Source organism: Pseudomonas sp. 313 (assembly GCF_000316965.1).
Lineage (GTDB): Bacteria > Pseudomonadota > Gammaproteobacteria > Pseudomonadales > Pseudomonadaceae > Chryseomonas > Chryseomonas benzopyrenica.
Genome location: NZ_ANBZ01000091.1, coordinates 115,970 through 132,321 on the forward strand (window position 1 = coordinate 115,970; position 16,352 = coordinate 132,321).

Here is a 16,352-nt window from a genome sequence, read left to right on the forward strand (position 1 = left end):
AGATCGCCATGCAAAGCCGTGAAGCCATCTTCGAGACCCTGCGCAGCGCCCTGGTCGAGCTCTTCGAGCTGGAGCCCGAGCGGGTGACCCTGGAAGCCAACCTCTATGAGGACCTGGAGATCGACAGCATCGACGCCGTCGACCTGATCGACCACCTGCGCCGCCAGACCGGGCACAAGATCGCCGCCGAGCAATTCCGCCAGGTGCGTACCGTGGGCGACGTGGTCGAGGCTGTCTATCGCATCAGCCAGGCGGACGCCTGATCCGCCGCCTATGAGTGCCCTGCCTTCCCGCTCCCCGCTGGGCCTGCTCGCCGCTGCCCTGCTGCTCCTGCTCGGCCTGGCCTATCCCTTCGCCGTGTACTTCGGCCTGCAGCACCTGTCGCCGCGGCTGTTCGCGGTCGGTCTCGGTGTGCTCTGGGGCCTGCGCCTGCTGCAACCCGGCCTCAACGGCCTGCAGCGCGGCACCGGCCTGGTCGCCCTGGGCTTCTGCCTGCTGCTGGCCCTGAGCGACGCCGCCGTGCTCTTGCGCTGGTATCCGGTGCTGCTCAGCCTCTTCCTGCTGGCGGTGTTCGGCCTGAGCCTGCTGCGCGGCCAGCCGCTGATCGAACGCCTGGCGCGGCTGCGCGAACCCGAGCTGCCACCCCGTGCGGTGCGCTATACCCGCCGGGTGACCCAGGTCTGGTGCCTGTTCTTTCTGTTCAATGCGCTCACCGCCGCTGCCCTGGCGCTCTGGGCGCCGCTGGCCTGGTGGACGCTTTATACCGGGGTGATCGCCTATGGCCTGATGGGCCTGCTGTTCGCCGGTGAATGGCTGGTCCGCCAGCGCGTGCGGAGGCTGCCATGACGTTCACCCCTCTCGCCGAGCTGCTGGGCGCCGCGAGCCCGCTGGATGCGGCCCTCAAGCAGCGCGCCCTGAGCCTGGCAGCGGCCATCCAGACCGCTGGCCTCAGGCGCCTGGCGCTGTACCTGGACGATGCCGAGGACCTGGCCTGCGCCCTGCTCGGCGCCTGGCGCGCCGGCATCGAGGTGATCCTGCCGGCCGACGCCCAGCCCGCCACCCGTGCTCGGCTGATGCCTACGCTCGATGCCTGGCTCGACGATCTTGCCGGCTGGACGGCCGCCGAGCCTCTGGCGCCCGCCGCGCTCGACCTCCAGGCACCGCTGCTGACCCTGAGCACCTCGGGCTCCAGTGGCGAGCCCAAATTGATCGCCAAGCAACTGTTCCAGCTGGCCAACGAGGTAGCCGCCCTGGAGCGGCTGTGGGGTGGCTCTGTTGGCGAAGCGACCATCCTTGGCAGCGTCTCCACCCAGCACATCTATGGCCTGCTGTTCCGCGTGCTCTGGCCGCTCTGCAGCGGTCGCCCCTTCGCCCGCCAGGCGCTGCCCTTCACCGAGGAGCTGCAGCGGGAGACCGCCGCCCTGCTACGCGAGGGTCGCCGTGCGGTGTGGATCAGCAGCCCGGCGCTGCTCAAGCGCCTGGGCGAGAACCTCGATGACGCCATCCTCGGTCAGGTGGTGCGGGTGTTTTCCTCTGGCGGCGTGCTGCCGGAGGCGGCGGCCACGGCCTGCCAGGCGCGCTTCGGCCAGTACCCTACCGAGGTCTATGGCAGCTCCGAGACCGGCGGCATCGCCTGGCGCCAGGGCCCGCAGCCCTGGCAGGCCTTCGTCGACCTCACCCTGGGCCAAGACGCTGACGGCGCCCTCTGGCTGACCTCACCCTACCTGCCCGAGGGCGTGCGCGAGCAGACCATGGACGGTGTGAGCCTGCTGGGAGACGGTCGCTTCGAGCTGCTCGGGCGTCTGGATCGCATCGTCAAACTGGAAGAGAAGCGCATCGCCCTGCCAGCGCTGGAAGCGCGCCTGCTCGACCATCCCGCCGTCGCCGACGTCCGCCTGGGCGTGGTGCAACAGGGTCGCGCCCTGCTCGGCGCCCTGGTCGCCCTGAGCGAACACGGCCTGCACCAGTTGCGCAATGGCGGTCGCCGCGCCCTGGTGGCCGAGCTGCGCGAACACCTGGTCGGCCATTGCGAGGCCATCGCCCTGCCGCGCCGCTGGCGCCTGCTGCTGGCGCTGCCCTACAGCACCCAGGGCAAGCTGGCCCAGGCCGAGGTGGAGCGCCTGCTGGCCCAGCCACGGCCGGTAGAGATCGAGCCGCTCGGCGTCGAGCAGACCGCAGACGGCTGGCGCCTGGAGCTGGAAGTCGCCCCGGACCTGGCGTTCTTTTCCGGTCACTTTCCCACGGCGCCGGTGGTGCCCGGGGTGGTGCAGGTCGGTTGGGCCCAGCGCCTGGCCCGTCAGCACCTGGAGCTGCCCGCAGACTTCGCCGGCATGGAGGTGCTCAAGTTCCAGCAGTTGCTGCGCCCCGGCGATCGGGTGACCCTGACCTTCCACTTCGACGCCACCCGCAGCAAGCTGCACTTCGCCTTTCGCCAGGGCACCGCGGCCTGCTCCTCCGGGCGCATCCTGCTCAAGGAGGCGCAGCCATGAGCTTTCGTGCCTGCGCGGTGATCCCGGTGTTCGATCATGAGCACGCCCTGCCGCTGGTGGTCCAGGCGCTGCGCCAGCGCGCCCTGCCCTGCGTGCTGGTGGACGATGCCTCCAGCCCCGCCTGCGCCCAGGTGATGGACGAGCTGGCGACCCAACCCGACGTCCATCTGCTGCGCCTGCCGGTCAACCAGGGCAAGGGCGGCGCGGTGATGGCCGGACTCGCCGAGGCGCAGCGCCTGGGCTTCACTCATGCCCTGCAGGTGGATGCCGACGGCCAGCACGACCTGGCCGACGTGGCCGCCTTTCTCGCCGAGGCCCAGGCCTATCCCGAGGCGCTGATCTGCGGCTATCCGCAGTTCGACGACTCGGTGCCCAGGGGCCGGCTCTATGCCCGCTACCTCACCCATGTCTGGGTGTGGATCAACAGCCTGTCCCTGGCGATCCGCGACAGCATGTGCGGCTTCCGCGTCTACCCGCTGGCGCCGACCCTGGCGGTGATCCGCGCCGGCGGCCTGGGCAAGCGCATGGATTTCGATCCGGAGATCCTGGTGCGCCTGGCCTGGCGCGAGCAGCCCATGCGCTGGCGGCCGACCCGGGTGCACTATCCGCTGGATGGCCGCTCGCACTTTCGCCTCTGGCAGGACAACGTGCTGATCTCGCGCATGCACACCCGGCTGTTCTTCGGCATGCTGCTGCGCGCGCCGCGCCTGCTCTGGCGTCGGGTGCGCGCGTGAGCGGCCACTGGGCGCAGCAGCGCGAGCGTGGCAGCCCGGTGCTGATGCGCCTCACCGCCTGGCTGGCGCGGCACCTGGGCCGCCGCGCCATCGCTCCGCTGCTGCGGCTGATCGTGCTGTACTTCTTCCTGTTCGGCGCCCGCGCCCGCCGCGGCATCCGCGACTACCAGCAGCGCCTGGCCCGCTGGAGCAATCGTCCCGACCTGCAGCCCAGCTGGCGCAGCGGCTATGCCCAGTTCATGGCCTTCGCCGAAGCCTTGCTGGACAAGCTCGACGCCTGGAACGGCCGTCTCGGCCTGGATCAGGTGCAACTGCACGACCCGGATCAGGTGCACAGCCGCATGCACGCCCCGCGCGGCGAGATCCTGGTCACTGCCCACCTGGGCAACCTCGAAGTCTGTCGCGCCCTGGCCCAGCTGGGGCGCCGGGTGCGCCTCAATGTGCTGGTGCACACCCGCCATGCCGAGGCCTTCAATCGTCTACTGGAAGAGGCCGGCGCCAGCGATCTGCGGCTGATCCAGGTCAGCGAGCTGGACCCGGCGGTGATGCTGCAGCTCAGCGAACGCCTGGAGCGCGGCGAGTGGCTGGCCATCGCCGGTGACCGGGTGCCGCTGCATGGCGGCCGGACCGTCGAGGTGGACTTCCTCGGCGCCCCGGCGCCCTTCCCTCAGGGCCCCTGGCTGCTGGCGCACCTGCTGCGCTGCCCGACCAATCTGCTGTTCTGCCTGCGCGAAGCCGACGGCTACCACCTCTACCTGGAAGATTTCGCCCCGGCCCCGGCCTGGCGTCGCCAGGAGCGCGCTGCCGGCATCCAGGGCCTGGCCCAGGCCTATGCCGAGCGCCTCGCCGCCCATTGCCTCAAGGCGCCGCGGCAGTGGTTCAACTTCTACCCCTTCTGGAGTCGCGATGAACGCTAGTGTTCGCTTTGGTAGCCACGCCCTCGCCATCGAAGACCTGGTCGCCCTGGCCGAGGGCCGGGCCCAGGCCGAATTGCAGGACGACGCCGACTTTCGCGACGGCATCGCCCGCGGTGCCCGCTTCGTCGATTCGCTGCTGGCCCGCGAGGGCTCGGTCTACGGCATCACCACCGGCTATGGCGACTCCTGCGTGGTCGCCGTGCCCCTGGCCCAGGTCGAGGCGCTGCCGCGTCAGCTCTATACCTTCCACGGCTGCGGCCTGGGTCGCCATCTGGATGCGGCGGCGACCCGCGCGGTACTGGCAGCGCGGCTGCAGTCGCTGTGCCAGGGCATCTCCGGGGTGCGCGTCGAGCTGCTCGAACGCCTCACCGCCTTCTTGCGCGAAGACATCCTGCCGCTGATCCCCGAGGAGGGCTCGGTGGGCGCCAGTGGCGATCTCACCCCGCTGTCCTACGTCGCTGCCGCCCTCTGCGGCGAGCGCCAGGTGCTCTGGCGCAATGAGCTACGGGAAGCGGCGGACGTCCATGCCGAGCTGGGCTGGACGCCGCTGGTGCTCAGACCCAAGGAAGCCCTGGCACTGATGAACGGCACCGCGGTGATGACCGGCCTGGCCTGCCTGGCCTTCGCCCGCGCCGAGTACCTGCTGCGCCTGGCGACGCGCATCACCGCGCTCAACGTGGTGGCCCTGGCCGGCAACCCCGAGCACTTCGACCAACGCCTGTTCGCCGCCAAGCCCCATCCGGGCCAGGGCCAGGTGGCCGCCTGGCTGCGCGCGGATCTCGCCGCCGAGGGTCCGGCGGCGCCCCTGCACCGGTTGCAGGACAGATATTCGCTGCGCTGCGCGCCCCATGTGCTGGGCGTGCTGGCCGACAGCCTGCCCTGGCTGCGCCAGTTCATCGAGACCGAACTCAACAGCGCCAACGACAATCCGCTGATCGACGCCGAAGACGAGCGGGTGCTGCATGGCGGCCACTTCTATGGCGGCCATATCGCCTGCGCCATGGACAGTCTCAAGACCCTGGTGGCCAACGTCGCCGACCTGCTCGACCGCCAGCTCGCCCTTTTGGTGGATGCGCGCTACAACCATGGCCTGCCGGGCAATCTCTCCGGCGCGCCGGCCGCGCGGGCCATGCTCAACCACGGCTTCAAGGCGGTGCAGATCGGCGCCAGCGCCTGGACCGCCGAGGCGCTCAAGGGCACCCTGCCGGCCAGCGTCTTCTCCCGTTCCACCGAATGCCACAACCAGGACAAAGTCAGCATGGGCACCATCGCCGCCCGCGACGCCCTGCGCGTACTGGAGCTCACCGAGCAGGTGGCCGCCGCCACCCTACTGGCCGCCCAGCAGGGCGTCTGGCTCAGGTGGGAGCAGGGCGTACAACCGCCCGCACCCCTGGCCGTTATGCACCGCGCGCTGGGTGAGACCTTCCCGCCGCTGATCGAAGACCGTGCCCTGGAAGCCGAACTGCGCCAGACCCTGACCCTGATTCGCGCCCGCCACTGGAGGCTCTATGCGTAAGACCGGTGCCCTGCAGGTCGAGGTGGAGATGCAGATCCCCTTCTTCGACGTCGACATGATGGAAATCGCCTGGCACGGCCATTATGTGAAGTACCTGGAGGTGGCGCGTTGCGCCCTACTCGACCGCCTTGACCACAATTACCTGCAGATGCGTGACTCCGGCTATGGCTGGCCGGTGATCGACCTGCAGATCCGCTACATCCGCCCCCTGCTGTTTCAGCAGCGCGTGCGGGTAAAGGCCGATCTGGTGGAGTGGGAGAACCGCCTCAAGCTCAACTACCTGATCAGCGATGCCGCCACCGGCGAGCGCCTGACCCGCGCCAGCACCGTGCAGGTCGCCGTGGACCTGGCCAGCCGTGAGATGCAGCTGGCCTCGCCCAAGGTCTTCATCGACGCCGTGGAGAGGGCCCTGGCATGCGCACGCTGATCGCTCTGCTATTCATCCTGGCCGCGCCCCTGGCCCAGGCCTTCGATCTCGACGACCTGGCCGCCCAGCTGGCGCGCCCCGCGGCGGTCGAGGGCAACTTCGTCCAGCAGCGCTATCTGCGCGCCCTGCCGCAACCGCTCACCAGCAGCGGCCACTTCACCCTGGCCCGCGGCCTGGGCCTGCTCTGGCGGCTGGAAAAGCCGCTGGCGCAGACCTATCGCATCACCCCCGGCGCCATCGCCAAGCAGACGCCGACGGGCTGGACGCCCCTGCCCGGCAGCGACCTGGCCGCGCGCCAGAGCGCGCTGTTCCTGGCGGTGCTCGGCGGTGATCGCAGCGGCCTGGAACGCGACTTCGAGCTGGCCCTGACCGGCGACGCCAACCACTGGCAGCTGCGCCTGACGCCGCGCGGCGCGCTGCTCAAGCAGGTGTTCGACGGCATCCTCATCCAGGGCGGTGCCCTGGTCGAACAGGTGGAGATCCGCGAGACCCAGGGCGACCGCAGCCTGCTCAGGCTGGACGGCCAGCCTAGCGACACCCTGAGCGCCGAGCAGCGCACGGTCTTCCAGTGACCCGGCTGCAGCGCCCCTTCCTGCTGTTCCTTTTCGCCCTGCTGGCGCTCAGCGCCTGGCAGTGGCGGCAGGGTTCGCCGGTGGCCGCCGATCTGCTGGCGCTCCTGCCCCAGGGCGCCGGCGATGCCCTTACCCAGCAGGCCGAGGCGCGCATGGCCGAGCCGCTCAATCGCGAGGTCCTGCTGCTGGTCGGTCATCCCCAGCGCGAGCGGGTGGCCGCCCTGGCCGAGCGCCTGGGTCAGGCCTGGTCCCATGAGCCGCTGTTCGAAAAGGTGCAATGGCAGCTGACGCCGGATCTGCCCGGCCTGCGCCAGCAACTCCTGGCCAGTCGCCTGGCGCTGACACCGGGGCCGGCGCGCGACGAACTGCTCAAGACGCCCGACAGCTATCTGCAGGCCCGTGCCGCGGCGCTCTTCGATCCCTTCGCTGGCGCCGGCGCCCTGCCCCTGGAGCAGGACTGGTTCGGCCTCGGCCTGCTGGTGCAGCGCCAGCTCACCCCGGCCAGCAAGGTGCAATTCGACACCGGCAGCGGCTTGCTGCTGACCCAGGGCGACGGTCTGACCTGGGCCCTGATCCGCGCCCGTACCCGCGCCGATGCCTTCGACTTCGACGCTCCGCCACGGATAGAAGCCCTGATCGAGGCCGCCCGCCGTGAGGTGGTCGCGGATGGCGGTCAGCTACTCGCCGCCAGCGGACTGAGATACGCCGCCGCCGGCCAGGCCACCGCCAGCCGCGAGATGTCGCTGATCGGCGGATTGGCCACCCTTGGCACCCTGGCCCTGCTGCTAGGGCTGTTCCGCCGCTGGCGGGTGCTGCTCAGCCTGCTGGCGGTGGGCGTGGCGCTCCTGGCCGGCAGCGCCGCCTGCGTGCTGCTGTTCGGCCAGATCAACGCCCTCACCCTGATCCTTGGCGCCAGCCTGACCGGGGTGGCCGCCGACTACCCGCTGCACTACCTCAGCAAGAGCTGGAAGGGTGGCCCCTGGAATGCCACGGCCATCCTGCGCCAGACCCTGCCGGGATTGTCCCTGAGCCTGGCGACCAATCTGCTGGGCTACCTGGCGCTGGCCTGCACGCCCTTTCCGGCGCTGACCCAGGTGGCGGTGTTCTCCGCCGCCGGCCTGATCGGCGCCTACCTCACCACCGTCTGCCTCTTGCCGGCCTGGTGGCAGCGCCTGGACCTGGCACCGCCCGCCGCGCCCCTGCGGCTGATGCAGCGCCTGCTCGACCTGCGACTGCGCCTGCTGGCGCGCACCGGCAGCCTGCCGCTGCTGCTGGCGCTGCTGGCCTTTTGCGGCGCGGGCGTCTGGCAACTGCACCTGCAGAACGACCTGCGCCTCTGGCTTGGCCAGGACCCGGCGCTGACCCGCGAAGCCCAGGCCATCGCCCGCCTTACCGGGCTCCAACCCACCAGCCAGTTCTTCCTGGTGCGCGGGACGGATGCCGATGAGGTGCTGCACCGCCAGGCCGCCCTGGGTCAGCGCTTGGATAGCCTGGTCAGTCAGGGTCAGCTGCAGGGCTATCGCGCCCTTAGCGGCCTGGTCGCCCCCGCCGCGGCCCAGGCCGAACTGCGCCAGGCCCTGGCCGGTTGGGGCGAGCGCCTGCAACCCCTGCTGGCGGTAGGCATTCCGGCCGAGGCGCTGGACGCCGAACTGAGGCAACTGCATCAACTACCCGACCTGAGTCTCGACCAGGCCCTGGCCGGCCCGCTGGGCGAGCCCTGGCGACCGCTCTGGCTGGGCCGCACGGCCGATGGCGGCGCGGCCGGCCTGGTCAGCCTGCAAGGGCTGGGCAACGCCCAGGTCCTGCAGACGGTGGCCGAGGGCTTGCCTGGCGTGCAGCTGGTGGATCGCCTCGGCGAACTACGCGGGCTGTTCCTCCATACCCAGCGCCTGGCGGTGGAGCTCAAGCTACTGGCCTCGGGCGCCATCTTCCTGCTGCTGCTCTGGGCTTTCGGTCGCCGCGCGGCGCTGCGTATCGTCTGCCTGCCGCTGCTGGCGGCCCTCGCGGCCCTGGCCTGCCTGGGGTGGCTGGGTCAGCCGCTGACCCTGTTCAGCCTCTTCGCCCTGCTGCTCATCACCGCCATCGGCGTGGACTACGCCATCCTCATGCACGAGGCCATCGGCGGCGCGGCGGTCAGTCTGCTCGGCGGCCTGCTGTCCGGCGTCGGCAGCTGGCTGTCGTTTGGTCTGCTGATGCTCAGCAGCACCCCGGCCATCGCCAACTTCGGCCTGGCCATCAGCCTGGGGCTGGTATTCAGCTTCCTGCTGGCGCCCTGGGCCTCGCCCCCCGTCTCCCACGAAAAGGACCTTCGTCATGGTTGAACATCACCCCCTGGTCGTCATCGGTGCCGGCCCGGCCGGCGCCGTAGTCGCCGCCCTGCTCAAGCGTCGCGGCCATCCGGTACTGGTGCTGGAAGCCCAGCACTTCCCGCGCTTTTCCATCGGCGAGAGCCTGCTCTCCCACAGCCTGGACTTCGTCGAGGAAGCCGGGATGCTGCCGGCGGTCGAGGCCGCCGGTTTCCAGACCAAGGTCGGCGCCGCCTTCGCCTGGGGCGAGCGCTACACCGACTTCGACTTTCGCGACACCTACAGCGGCGGGCGCAGCACCTTCCAGGTCCAGCGCGGCCCCTTCGACAAGATCCTCGCCGACGACGCCGCGCGCCAGGGCGTGGCGATCCGCTATGGCCAGCGGGTGACCGCAGTGACCCTGGGCGAAGGCGGTGAAAGAACCCGGATCGAGGTGCTGGGCGACGACGGCCAGGCCTATGCGCTGACCACCGACTTCCTGCTCGACGCCAGTGGCTACGGGCGGGTGCTGCCACGCCTGCTGGACCTGGAGGCCCCGTCGGACTTCCCGGTGCGTCGCGCCCTCTTCACCCATGTCGAGGATCGCATCGACGATCCCGGCTTCGACCGCCAGCGCATCCTCATCACCACCCATCCGACCCTGCGGGACGTCTGGTTCTGGACCATTCCCTTCAGCGACGGCCGCACCTCGATCGGGGTGGTCGCCGCCGCCGAGCGCTATGCCGGACGCGCCCCCGATCTCGCCACCTGTCTGCGCGACTGGGTGGCCGAGACCCCGAGCCTGGCCCGGGTGCTGCACAATGCGGTCTGGGATACCCCGGTGCGCGAGCTGGGCGGCTATGCGGCCAACGTCAAGCGCCTGCACGGCCCCGGCTTCGCCCTGCTGGGCAACGCCGCCGAGTTTCTCGATCCGGTGTTTTCCTCGGGCGTCACCATCGCCCTGCGTTCGGCCAGCCTGGCTGCGCCGCTGGTGGATCGCCAGCTGCGTGGCGAGGTGGTGGACTGGGAGGGCGAATTCGCCCGACCGCTCAAGGCGGGCGTCGATACGTTCCGTGCCTATGTGGAGGGCTGGTACGATGGCAGCTTCCAGGACGTCATCTATTTCGAGAACGCCGACCCCGAGATCCGCCGCATGATCTGCGCCATTCTCGCCGGCTACGCCTGGGACCTTCGCAACCCCTTCGTCAAGGAGCCCAAGCGGCGCCTGCGCCTGCTCGTCGAGCTCTGCCAGCTGAATTCGGCCCACCCTGCATGACCCTGCCCCGTCCGCTCGTCTTCGCGCTGGCCTGCCTGCTACTGCTCGCCGCCTGCGCCAGCCAACCGCCACTGCCCAGCAGTCCGCCCCCGCTGGCGCACACGCTCGTCTATCAGGTGGAGCGCCAGACCGCCGAGGGCAGCGACGCCCTGCTGCTGGCCATCCAGCCGGAAGGCCAAGCCCTACGCTTTTCCCTGTTCGATCCGCTGGGTGTGCCCCAGGCGCGCCAGCGCCTGCTCGACGGCGCCTGGCACGCCGACGGCCTGTTGCCGCCCAATCCCCGGGCGCGCACCTTCTTCAGCGTACTGCTGTTCGCCCTGACCCCGGCCGACCAACTGCCGCAGGCCTATGCCGCGGGCGACTGGCAACAGGCCGGCGACGGCAGCCGCAGCCTCAAGGACTGGCAGGTGCGCTATCCCGCTGCCGACCGCCTGGAGCTTCAGGCGCCGGACGGGTCGCGCTATCGCCTGACCCTGCTGCCGGAGTCCGCGCCTTGAGCGCCTACCTGAACGCCCTGGGCCTGCTCTGCGCCCTGGGTCAGGGCAAGGCCGAGGTGGCGCGCGGTCTGTTCGCCGGTGACACGGCGGGCATGCAGCCCACCCCGGGCTGGATTCCCGAGCGCCAGCCACCGGTGGGCACCGTCACCGCCCCGCTGCCGGCCTGGCCAGCGGCCTGGACGCCCTATTTCAGTCGCAATAACCAGCTCCTGCTGGCGGCCCTGGCCGAGATCGAGCCCCAGGTGCGCCAGGCCATCGAGCGCCATGGCCCCGCGCGCATCGGCGTGGTGCTGGGCACCAGTACCTCCGGCATCCACGAGGCCAGCCTGGGCATCGCCGTGCACCAGCGCAGCGGCCAGCTGCCCGAGGGTTATCAGTACGCCCAGCAGGAGCTGGTGGCGCCGGCGGATTTCCTCGCTCGCTACCTGGGCCTGAGCGGCCCCTGCTACGGCCTTTCCACCGCCTGCACCAGCAGCGCCCGCGCCCTGCTCAGCGCCCGTCGGCTGCTGGTCCAGGGACATTGCGATGCCGTGCTCTGCGGGGGCGTCGACAGCCTCTGCGGCCTGACCCTGAACGGCTTCGCTGCCCTGGAAGCGGTCAGCGAACGCCTGTGCAATCCCTTCTCGGTCAATCGCTGCGGCATCAACATCGGCGAGGGCGCGGCGCTGTTCCTGCTGACCCGCGAGCCCGCTCCCATCGCCCTGCTCGGCGGCGGCGCCAGTTCCGATGCCCATCATATCTCCGCCCCCGACCCCAGCGGCCGCGGCGCCGTCCAGGCCATGCAGGCGGCGCTGCGCGCCAGCGGCCTGCAGCCGGGCGACATCGGCTATCTCAACCTGCACGGCACCGCCACGCCACACAACGACGCCATGGAAAGCCACGCCACCCATGAGGTGTTCCCGGCCGGGGTGCCCTGCTCCTCGACCAAGCCGCTGACCGGCCATACCCTCGGCGCCGCCGGCGCCCTGGAAGCCGCCTTCGCCTGGCTGACCCTGGACCCGCGGCTCAATCCCGCCGGCCAGTTGCCGCCGCAGCGCTGGGACGGCCAGGCCGATCCGGCCCTGCCACGCCTGGCGCTGGCCCACGCCGACAGTCGCCTGGATGGCCGCCGCCATGCCATGAGCAACAGCTTCGCCTTTGGCGGCAGCAACGTCAGCCTCATCCTCGGAGCCACGCCATGATCCCCTGGCCCCTCGCCGAGCTGGTGCCCCACGCCGGCGACATGCTGCTGATCGAGGAGATCCTCGCCTGTGACGAGAGCGGCATCGAGACCCGCCTGGTGGTGCGCCCCGGCCTCCTCACCGACGCCGACGGCGCCCTGCCGGCCTGGATCGGCGTGGAGCTGATGGCTCAGAGCGTGGCCGCCTTCGCCGGCTGCCAGGCACGCCGCCGCGGCGAGGCCCCGGCGCTGGGTTTCCTGCTCGGCACCCGCCAGTTCGCCTGCGACGTGGCGGCCTTTCCCGCCGGCGGTGAGTTGCGCATCCACGCCCAGCCGGCACTGCAGAACGACGATGGCATGGCCATCTTCGACTGCCATCTGCAGGGTCCTGGCTGCCAGGCCAGCGCCCGCCTGAACGTCTATCGTCCGCCCCGGGCGGATCTGTATCTAGAGGAGCCCGCGCCATGAGCGTTGCCCCCGCCCCGGTCCTGGTGACCGGTTCCAGCCGCGGCCTGGGCCGCGCCATCGCCCTGCGCCTGGCTGCCGCCGGGCACGACCTGGTGCTGCACTGCCGCAGCCGGCGCGAAGAAGCCGAGGCCGTCCGCACCGAGGTCGAGGCCCTGGGCCGCACGGCCCGGGTGCTGCAATTCGACGTCGGCGACCGCGCCGCCTGCGCGGCCATCCTCGAGGCCGATACCGAAGCCCACGGCGGCTACTATGGTGTGGTCTGCAACGCCGGCCTGACCCGCGACGGCGCCTTTCCGGCGCTGACCGGGGAAGACTGGGACGTGGTCCTGCGCACCAATCTCGACGGCTTCTACAATGTCCTGCACCCGGTGGTCATGCCGATGATCCGCCGCCGCGCGCCGGGGCGTATCGTCTGCATCACCTCGGTCTCCGGGCTGATCGGCAATCGCGGCCAGGTCAACTACAGCGCCTCCAAGGCGGGGCTGATCGGCGCCGCCAAGGCCCTGGCGGTGGAGCTGGCCAAGCGCAAGATCACCGTCAACTGCGTCGCCCCGGGGCTGATCGACACCGAGATCCTCGACGAGCACGTGTCGGTGGACAAGATTCTCGAGATGATCCCCGCCGGGCGCATGGGCACCCCCGAGGAGGTGGCCCATGCGGTGGCCTTCCTGCTCGCCCCCGAGGCCGGCTACATCACCCGCCAGGTGCTGGCGGTCAACGGAGGGCTGTGCTGATGAGCGCGCGCCGCGTCGTGATCACCGGGATGGCCGGCGTCACCGCCCTGGGCAGTGACTGGCCGACCATCCGCGACCACTTCCTGGCCGGCCACAGCGGCATCCGCCGCATGGACGCCTGGGATCGCTACACCGAGATGAACACCCGTCTGGGCGGACCCATCGTCGACTTCCAGGTGCCCAGCCACTGGACGCGCAAGCAACTGCGCAGCATGGGCCGCGTCTCCCAGCTGGCGGTGGCCGCCGCCGAGCGCGCCCTGGCCGATGCCGGACTGCTGAACGATCCCAGCATCACCGACGGCCGCATGGGCGTGGCCTGTGGTTCCTCCACCGGCAGCACCGACGACATCAAGGCGCTGGCCAACATGCTGCTCAGCGACGCCGCCGTGGGTCTCAACGCCAACACCTATGTGCGCATGATGCCGCACACCGCCGCCGCCAACCTGAGCCTGTTCTTTGGCCTCAAGGGTCGGCTGATTCCCACCTCCAGCGCCTGCACCAGCGGCAGCCAGGGCATCGGCTACGCCTACGAGGCCATCAAGTTCGGCCGCCTGCCGCTGATGCTGGCGGGCGGCGCCGAGGAACTCTGTCCCAGCGAGGCCATGGTCTTCGACACCCTCTATGCCACCAGCCTGCGCAACGATGCGCCCCACACCTCGCCGCGTCCCTACGACCAGGGACGCGACGGCCTGGTGATCGGCGAAGGCGCCGGCATCCTGGTGCTGGAAGAGCTGGAACACGCCCTGGCGCGCGGCGCGCACATCCACGCCGAGATCGTCGGCTTCGGCAGCAACGCCGACGGCCAGCACTCCACCCGCCCTGAACAGGCCACCATGCAGCGCGCCATGGAGCTGGCCCTGGAAGACGCCGGGCTGGCGCCGGAGGCCATCGGCTACGTCAACGGCCACGGCACCGCCACCGAACAGGGCGACATCGCCGAGACCCGCGCCACCCAGGCGCTGTTCGGTTCCCGCATGCCCATCAGCTCGCAGAAGAGCTACCTGGGCCATACCCTCGGTGCCTGTGGCGCCCTGGAGTCCTGGTTCAGCATCGCCATGATGAACGAAGAGCGTTTCGTGCCGACGCTCAACCTCGACGATCTGGACCCCCAGTGTGGCGAGCTGGACTATCTGCGTGACGGACCGCGGACCCTGCGTACCGATCATGTGATGAACAATAATTTCGCCTTTGGCGGGGTGAACACCTCGCTGATCTTCCGCCGCTGGTCCTGATGGCCATTTCCCGAGGTATTCCCATGTTGCGTCGCCTGCTGCTCGTCTCCGCTCTGCTGTTCCTGGCGGCCTGCACCCGCGCGCCCCTGGTGACGCCCCAGGAGGTCTTTCCCGCCGACCGGGTGGAGAACGCCGCCGACGTCCGCCGCGCCATCGTCGATACCCTCGAACGCCGCGGCTGGAGCGTCGGCCAGGAGAGCCCCGGCCTGGTGGTCGCCAGCATCGTGGTGCGCGATCGCCACCAGGCCTGGGTCGACATCCCCTACAGCACCAAGGGCTACCAGATCCGCTACCGCGACAGCGCCGGCCTCGACTACGACGGCGAACGCATTCATCGCAACTACAATAAATGGGTCCAGCTGCTCGACGCCGACATCCGCCGGCGACTGCAGCTGCCGGCCCCCGCTGCCGACGCAGAGTAGCGCTCCGCGGCCTGCGCGATATCGCAGAATGCCGGTCCCCAGGCTGACGGGGCGAGCATTCTGGGTTAAACAATCACCCCCCACCACAAGGAAGTCACCATGCGTACCCTAGCCGCTACCCTCGCACTGACCCTGAGCCTGACCACCCTGCTGCCCAGCATCGCCCAGGCCCGCGACACCACCCTGCATCTGCCCTTCGCCGAGGTGGTCCAGGAAGCCCTGGCCGCCAAGCGCCTGGACGGTAGCGTGAAGTTCTATCTGGCCGGCAACCCGGTGCCGGGCAAGGCCACGGTGGTCAATTCCAGCATCACCACCAACCAGAAGACCAACGCCTTCAACAAGACCGACGAGGTCGCCTGCCGCTGGGTGCTGCAATCGGCGCTGATCCGCCTGCAGGAAGCGGCCAAGGCCGCCGGTGCCAATGCCGTCACCGACATCACCAGCTACTACAAGAAGAACGAGTGGAGCGATCCCAGCCGCTACGAATGCCACGCCGGCGCGCTCATGGCCGGTGTCGCCCTCAAGGGCAAGCTGGTGATCCTCAAGTAGGTCGGAACGGCGGCGCGTCCGGGTGGGTCTGTCTAGAGACCTACCTGGAGGCCGCCGCCATGCCCCACTTTCGCGTCCACTACCGCAAGGACGGCGAACCCCGCCAGCTCGATCTCGACCATCCGCAGGCGACGCTCGCGCCCCATGAAGCGGCCCTCGCCGTGCTGGAACACCTGCGCGCCGACGCCGAGAACAGCCTGGCCCTGCCGCCTGCCGATGCCCCCGCCGCGGCCATCATGCGGCAAGCCGAAGTGCATGGGTTGACAGATATCAGCGTGGAGGAGCCGGCGTCGTAGGTTGGCGCTGAGCGCAGCGAAGCCCAACGGGCGGGACTAGCGGCGTTTGGCCTCCCTCACCCCAGCCCTCTCCCAGAGGGAGAGGAGGCGGTCTGGTTCAGCGTTGGTTTATGGGCTCATCGCGCCCCTGGCGATCCGCCGATGCGGGTGCTCCGGGAGTCCGATATTTCGCTCATCGCGGCCATGGGCCGCTCCTACAATGACATCTGGACCTGTAGGAGCGGCCCATGGCCGCGATCAGGCGTACTCAACCGTAGCGCGGAAAGCCGCGCAGCGTTTTCCACTGACGGGCTCCGGTACCAACGGTGGATAAGGCTGCGCCGTTATCCACCCTACCCGGATGCCCCCGTAGGTTGGCGCTGAGCGCGGCGAAGCCCAACACCACCAGACCTTAGCCCAGAAACAACCGGTACGCCGGATTCTCGGTCTCGTCCCAATAGCGATAGCCGATGGCATCCAGCGTCGCCAGCAGCTCCGGTCGTTCGGCATGACTGGCCTCTAGCGCCGCGAATACCCGCCCGTCCGCCGCGCCATGGTTACGGTAGTGAAACATGCTGATGTTCCAGCGGCCGCCTAGCTTTTCAAGGAAATCGAACAGCGCCCCGGGTCGCTCGGGGAATTCGAAGCGGAACACCTGCTCCTGGTCGACCCGCATGGCATGGCCACCCACGGTGTGGCGGATGTGCAGCTTGGCCAGTTCGTTGTCGGTCAGGTCCAGCACCGGAAAACCCTGGTCGCGCAGCCCCTGCAGCAAGGCCTCACGTGGATCGCGCTGGGGG

General features: G+C 70.0%; 18 protein-coding genes and 1 pseudogene. 18 read left to right on the forward strand and 1 reads right to left on the reverse strand.

Translation table 11 applies throughout. The annotated features are described in order from the left end of the window. Positions 1-8: 8 nt before the first annotated feature. The 18 genes from C722_RS0122765 (at position 9) to C722_RS0122850 (ending at position 15,573) form a co-directional block, all read left to right on the forward strand. Complete coding sequence (locus C722_RS0122765; protein WP_017642723.1) at positions 9-263, forward strand: acyl carrier protein; 255 nt, start codon at positions 9-11, stop codon at positions 261-263. Positions 264-273: 10 nt separating this feature from the next. Next, entirely contained in the window at positions 274-846 is a 573-nt protein-coding gene (locus tag C722_RS0122770) for a membrane protein (protein ID WP_017642724.1), read from the forward strand. Next, positions 843-2,489, forward strand: a complete 1,647-nt coding sequence (locus C722_RS0122775; RefSeq protein WP_017642725.1) for an AMP-binding protein — start codon at positions 843-845, stop codon at positions 2,487-2,489. The genes C722_RS0122770 and C722_RS0122775 overlap by 4 nt, the downstream gene beginning before the upstream one ends. Continuing rightward, positions 2,486-3,223, forward strand: coding sequence for a glycosyltransferase family 2 protein (locus C722_RS0122780; RefSeq protein ID WP_017642726.1), 738 nt, complete (start codon positions 2,486-2,488; stop codon positions 3,221-3,223). The genes C722_RS0122775 and C722_RS0122780 overlap by 4 nt, the downstream gene beginning before the upstream one ends. Next, positions 3,220-4,140, forward strand: coding sequence for a glycosyl transferase (locus C722_RS0122785; RefSeq protein WP_017642727.1), 921 nt, complete (start codon positions 3,220-3,222; stop codon positions 4,138-4,140). The genes C722_RS0122780 and C722_RS0122785 overlap by 4 nt, the downstream gene beginning before the upstream one ends. After that, the gene (hutH, locus tag C722_RS0122790) at positions 4,130-5,656 is read left to right on the forward strand and encodes a histidine ammonia-lyase (protein WP_017642728.1); all 1,527 of its coding nucleotides are present in this window, start codon (positions 4,130-4,132) and stop codon (positions 5,654-5,656) included. The genes C722_RS0122785 and hutH overlap by 11 nt, the downstream gene beginning before the upstream one ends. Then, on the forward strand, positions 5,649-6,083 hold the full coding sequence (locus C722_RS0122795; protein ID WP_017642729.1) for a thioesterase family protein: 435 nt from the start codon (positions 5,649-5,651) through the stop codon (positions 6,081-6,083). The genes hutH and C722_RS0122795 overlap by 8 nt, the downstream gene beginning before the upstream one ends. Continuing rightward, on the forward strand, positions 6,071-6,655 hold the full coding sequence (locus tag C722_RS0122800; RefSeq protein ID WP_017642730.1) for an outer membrane lipoprotein carrier protein LolA: 585 nt from the start codon (positions 6,071-6,073) through the stop codon (positions 6,653-6,655). The genes C722_RS0122795 and C722_RS0122800 overlap by 13 nt, the downstream gene beginning before the upstream one ends. Continuing rightward, the gene (locus C722_RS0122805; protein WP_017642731.1) at positions 6,652-8,976 is read left to right on the forward strand and encodes an MMPL family transporter; all 2,325 of its coding nucleotides are present in this window, start codon (positions 6,652-6,654) and stop codon (positions 8,974-8,976) included. The genes C722_RS0122800 and C722_RS0122805 overlap by 4 nt, the downstream gene beginning before the upstream one ends. Next, positions 8,969-10,216 carry an NAD(P)/FAD-dependent oxidoreductase gene (locus C722_RS0122810; protein WP_017642732.1) on the forward strand — a complete coding sequence of 416 codons (1,248 nt, stop codon included), beginning with the start codon at positions 8,969-8,971 and terminating at the stop codon, positions 10,214-10,216. The genes C722_RS0122805 and C722_RS0122810 overlap by 8 nt, the downstream gene beginning before the upstream one ends. Further along, on the forward strand, positions 10,213-10,713 hold the full coding sequence (locus C722_RS0122815; protein WP_017642733.1) for a hypothetical protein: 501 nt from the start codon (positions 10,213-10,215) through the stop codon (positions 10,711-10,713). Before C722_RS0122810 ends, C722_RS0122815 begins: the two co-directional genes overlap by 4 nt. Then, positions 10,710-11,894, forward strand: a complete 1,185-nt coding sequence (locus C722_RS0122820) for a beta-ketoacyl-[acyl-carrier-protein] synthase family protein (RefSeq protein WP_017642734.1) — start codon at positions 10,710-10,712, stop codon at positions 11,892-11,894. Before C722_RS0122815 ends, C722_RS0122820 begins: the two co-directional genes overlap by 4 nt. Continuing rightward, positions 11,891-12,340, forward strand: coding sequence for a 3-hydroxylacyl-ACP dehydratase (locus C722_RS0122825; RefSeq protein WP_017642735.1), 450 nt, complete (start codon positions 11,891-11,893; stop codon positions 12,338-12,340). Before C722_RS0122820 ends, C722_RS0122825 begins: the two co-directional genes overlap by 4 nt. Next, the gene (gene fabG / locus C722_RS0122830; RefSeq protein ID WP_017642736.1) at positions 12,337-13,074 is read left to right on the forward strand and encodes a 3-oxoacyl-ACP reductase FabG; all 738 of its coding nucleotides are present in this window, start codon (positions 12,337-12,339) and stop codon (positions 13,072-13,074) included. The genes C722_RS0122825 and fabG overlap by 4 nt, the downstream gene beginning before the upstream one ends. Next, positions 13,074-14,306 (forward strand): beta-ketoacyl-ACP synthase, encoded by a 1,233-nt coding sequence (locus C722_RS0122835; RefSeq protein ID WP_017642737.1) that lies wholly within the window; start codon positions 13,074-13,076, stop codon positions 14,304-14,306. Before fabG ends, C722_RS0122835 begins: the two co-directional genes overlap by 1 nt. A gap of 23 nt (positions 14,307-14,329) precedes the next feature. Further along, the gene (locus C722_RS0122840) at positions 14,330-14,728 is read left to right on the forward strand and encodes a hypothetical protein (protein WP_017642738.1); all 399 of its coding nucleotides are present in this window, start codon (positions 14,330-14,332) and stop codon (positions 14,726-14,728) included. A gap of 99 nt (positions 14,729-14,827) precedes the next feature. Next, entirely contained in the window at positions 14,828-15,277 is a 450-nt protein-coding gene (locus C722_RS0122845) for a hypothetical protein (protein WP_017642739.1), read from the forward strand. Positions 15,278-15,336: 59 nt separating this feature from the next. Next, positions 15,337-15,573 carry a hypothetical protein gene (locus C722_RS0122850; RefSeq protein WP_017642740.1) on the forward strand — a complete coding sequence of 79 codons (237 nt, stop codon included), beginning with the start codon at positions 15,337-15,339 and terminating at the stop codon, positions 15,571-15,573. A gap of 391 nt (positions 15,574-15,964) precedes the next feature. Here the strand turns inward: C722_RS0122850 and C722_RS0122855 are convergent. Next, positions 15,965-16,352 (reverse strand): annotated as a pseudogene (locus tag C722_RS0122855) (threonine ammonia-lyase, biosynthetic); the annotation flags it as partial.

Bases quoted from the DNA above. Each gene is read 5' to 3' on its own strand.
- C722_RS0122765 (WP_017642723.1), top strand. From the start codon at position 9: ATGCAAAGCCGTGAAGCCATCTTCGAGACCCTGCGCAGCGCCCTGGTC.
- C722_RS0122770 (WP_017642724.1), top strand. From the start codon at position 274: ATGAGTGCCCTGCCTTCCCGCTCCCCGCTGGGCCTGCTCGCCGCTGCC.
- C722_RS0122775 (WP_017642725.1), top strand. From the start codon at position 843: ATGACGTTCACCCCTCTCGCCGAGCTGCTGGGCGCCGCGAGCCCGCTG.
- C722_RS0122780 (WP_017642726.1), top strand. From the start codon at position 2,486: ATGAGCTTTCGTGCCTGCGCGGTGATCCCGGTGTTCGATCATGAGCAC.
- hutH (WP_017642728.1), top strand. From the start codon at position 4,130: ATGAACGCTAGTGTTCGCTTTGGTAGCCACGCCCTCGCCATCGAAGAC.
- C722_RS0122795 (WP_017642729.1), top strand. From the start codon at position 5,649: ATGCGTAAGACCGGTGCCCTGCAGGTCGAGGTGGAGATGCAGATCCCC.
- C722_RS0122800 (WP_017642730.1), top strand. From the start codon at position 6,071: ATGCGCACGCTGATCGCTCTGCTATTCATCCTGGCCGCGCCCCTGGCC.
- C722_RS0122810 (WP_017642732.1), top strand. From the start codon at position 8,969: ATGGTTGAACATCACCCCCTGGTCGTCATCGGTGCCGGCCCGGCCGGC.
- C722_RS0122815 (WP_017642733.1), top strand. From the start codon at position 10,213: ATGACCCTGCCCCGTCCGCTCGTCTTCGCGCTGGCCTGCCTGCTACTG.
- C722_RS0122825 (WP_017642735.1), top strand. From the start codon at position 11,891: ATGATCCCCTGGCCCCTCGCCGAGCTGGTGCCCCACGCCGGCGACATG.
- fabG (WP_017642736.1), top strand. From the start codon at position 12,337: ATGAGCGTTGCCCCCGCCCCGGTCCTGGTGACCGGTTCCAGCCGCGGC.
- C722_RS0122835 (WP_017642737.1), top strand. From the start codon at position 13,074: ATGAGCGCGCGCCGCGTCGTGATCACCGGGATGGCCGGCGTCACCGCC.
- C722_RS0122840 (WP_017642738.1), top strand. From the start codon at position 14,330: ATGTTGCGTCGCCTGCTGCTCGTCTCCGCTCTGCTGTTCCTGGCGGCC.
- C722_RS0122845 (WP_017642739.1), top strand. From the start codon at position 14,828: ATGCGTACCCTAGCCGCTACCCTCGCACTGACCCTGAGCCTGACCACC.
- C722_RS0122850 (WP_017642740.1), top strand. From the start codon at position 15,337: ATGCCCCACTTTCGCGTCCACTACCGCAAGGACGGCGAACCCCGCCAG.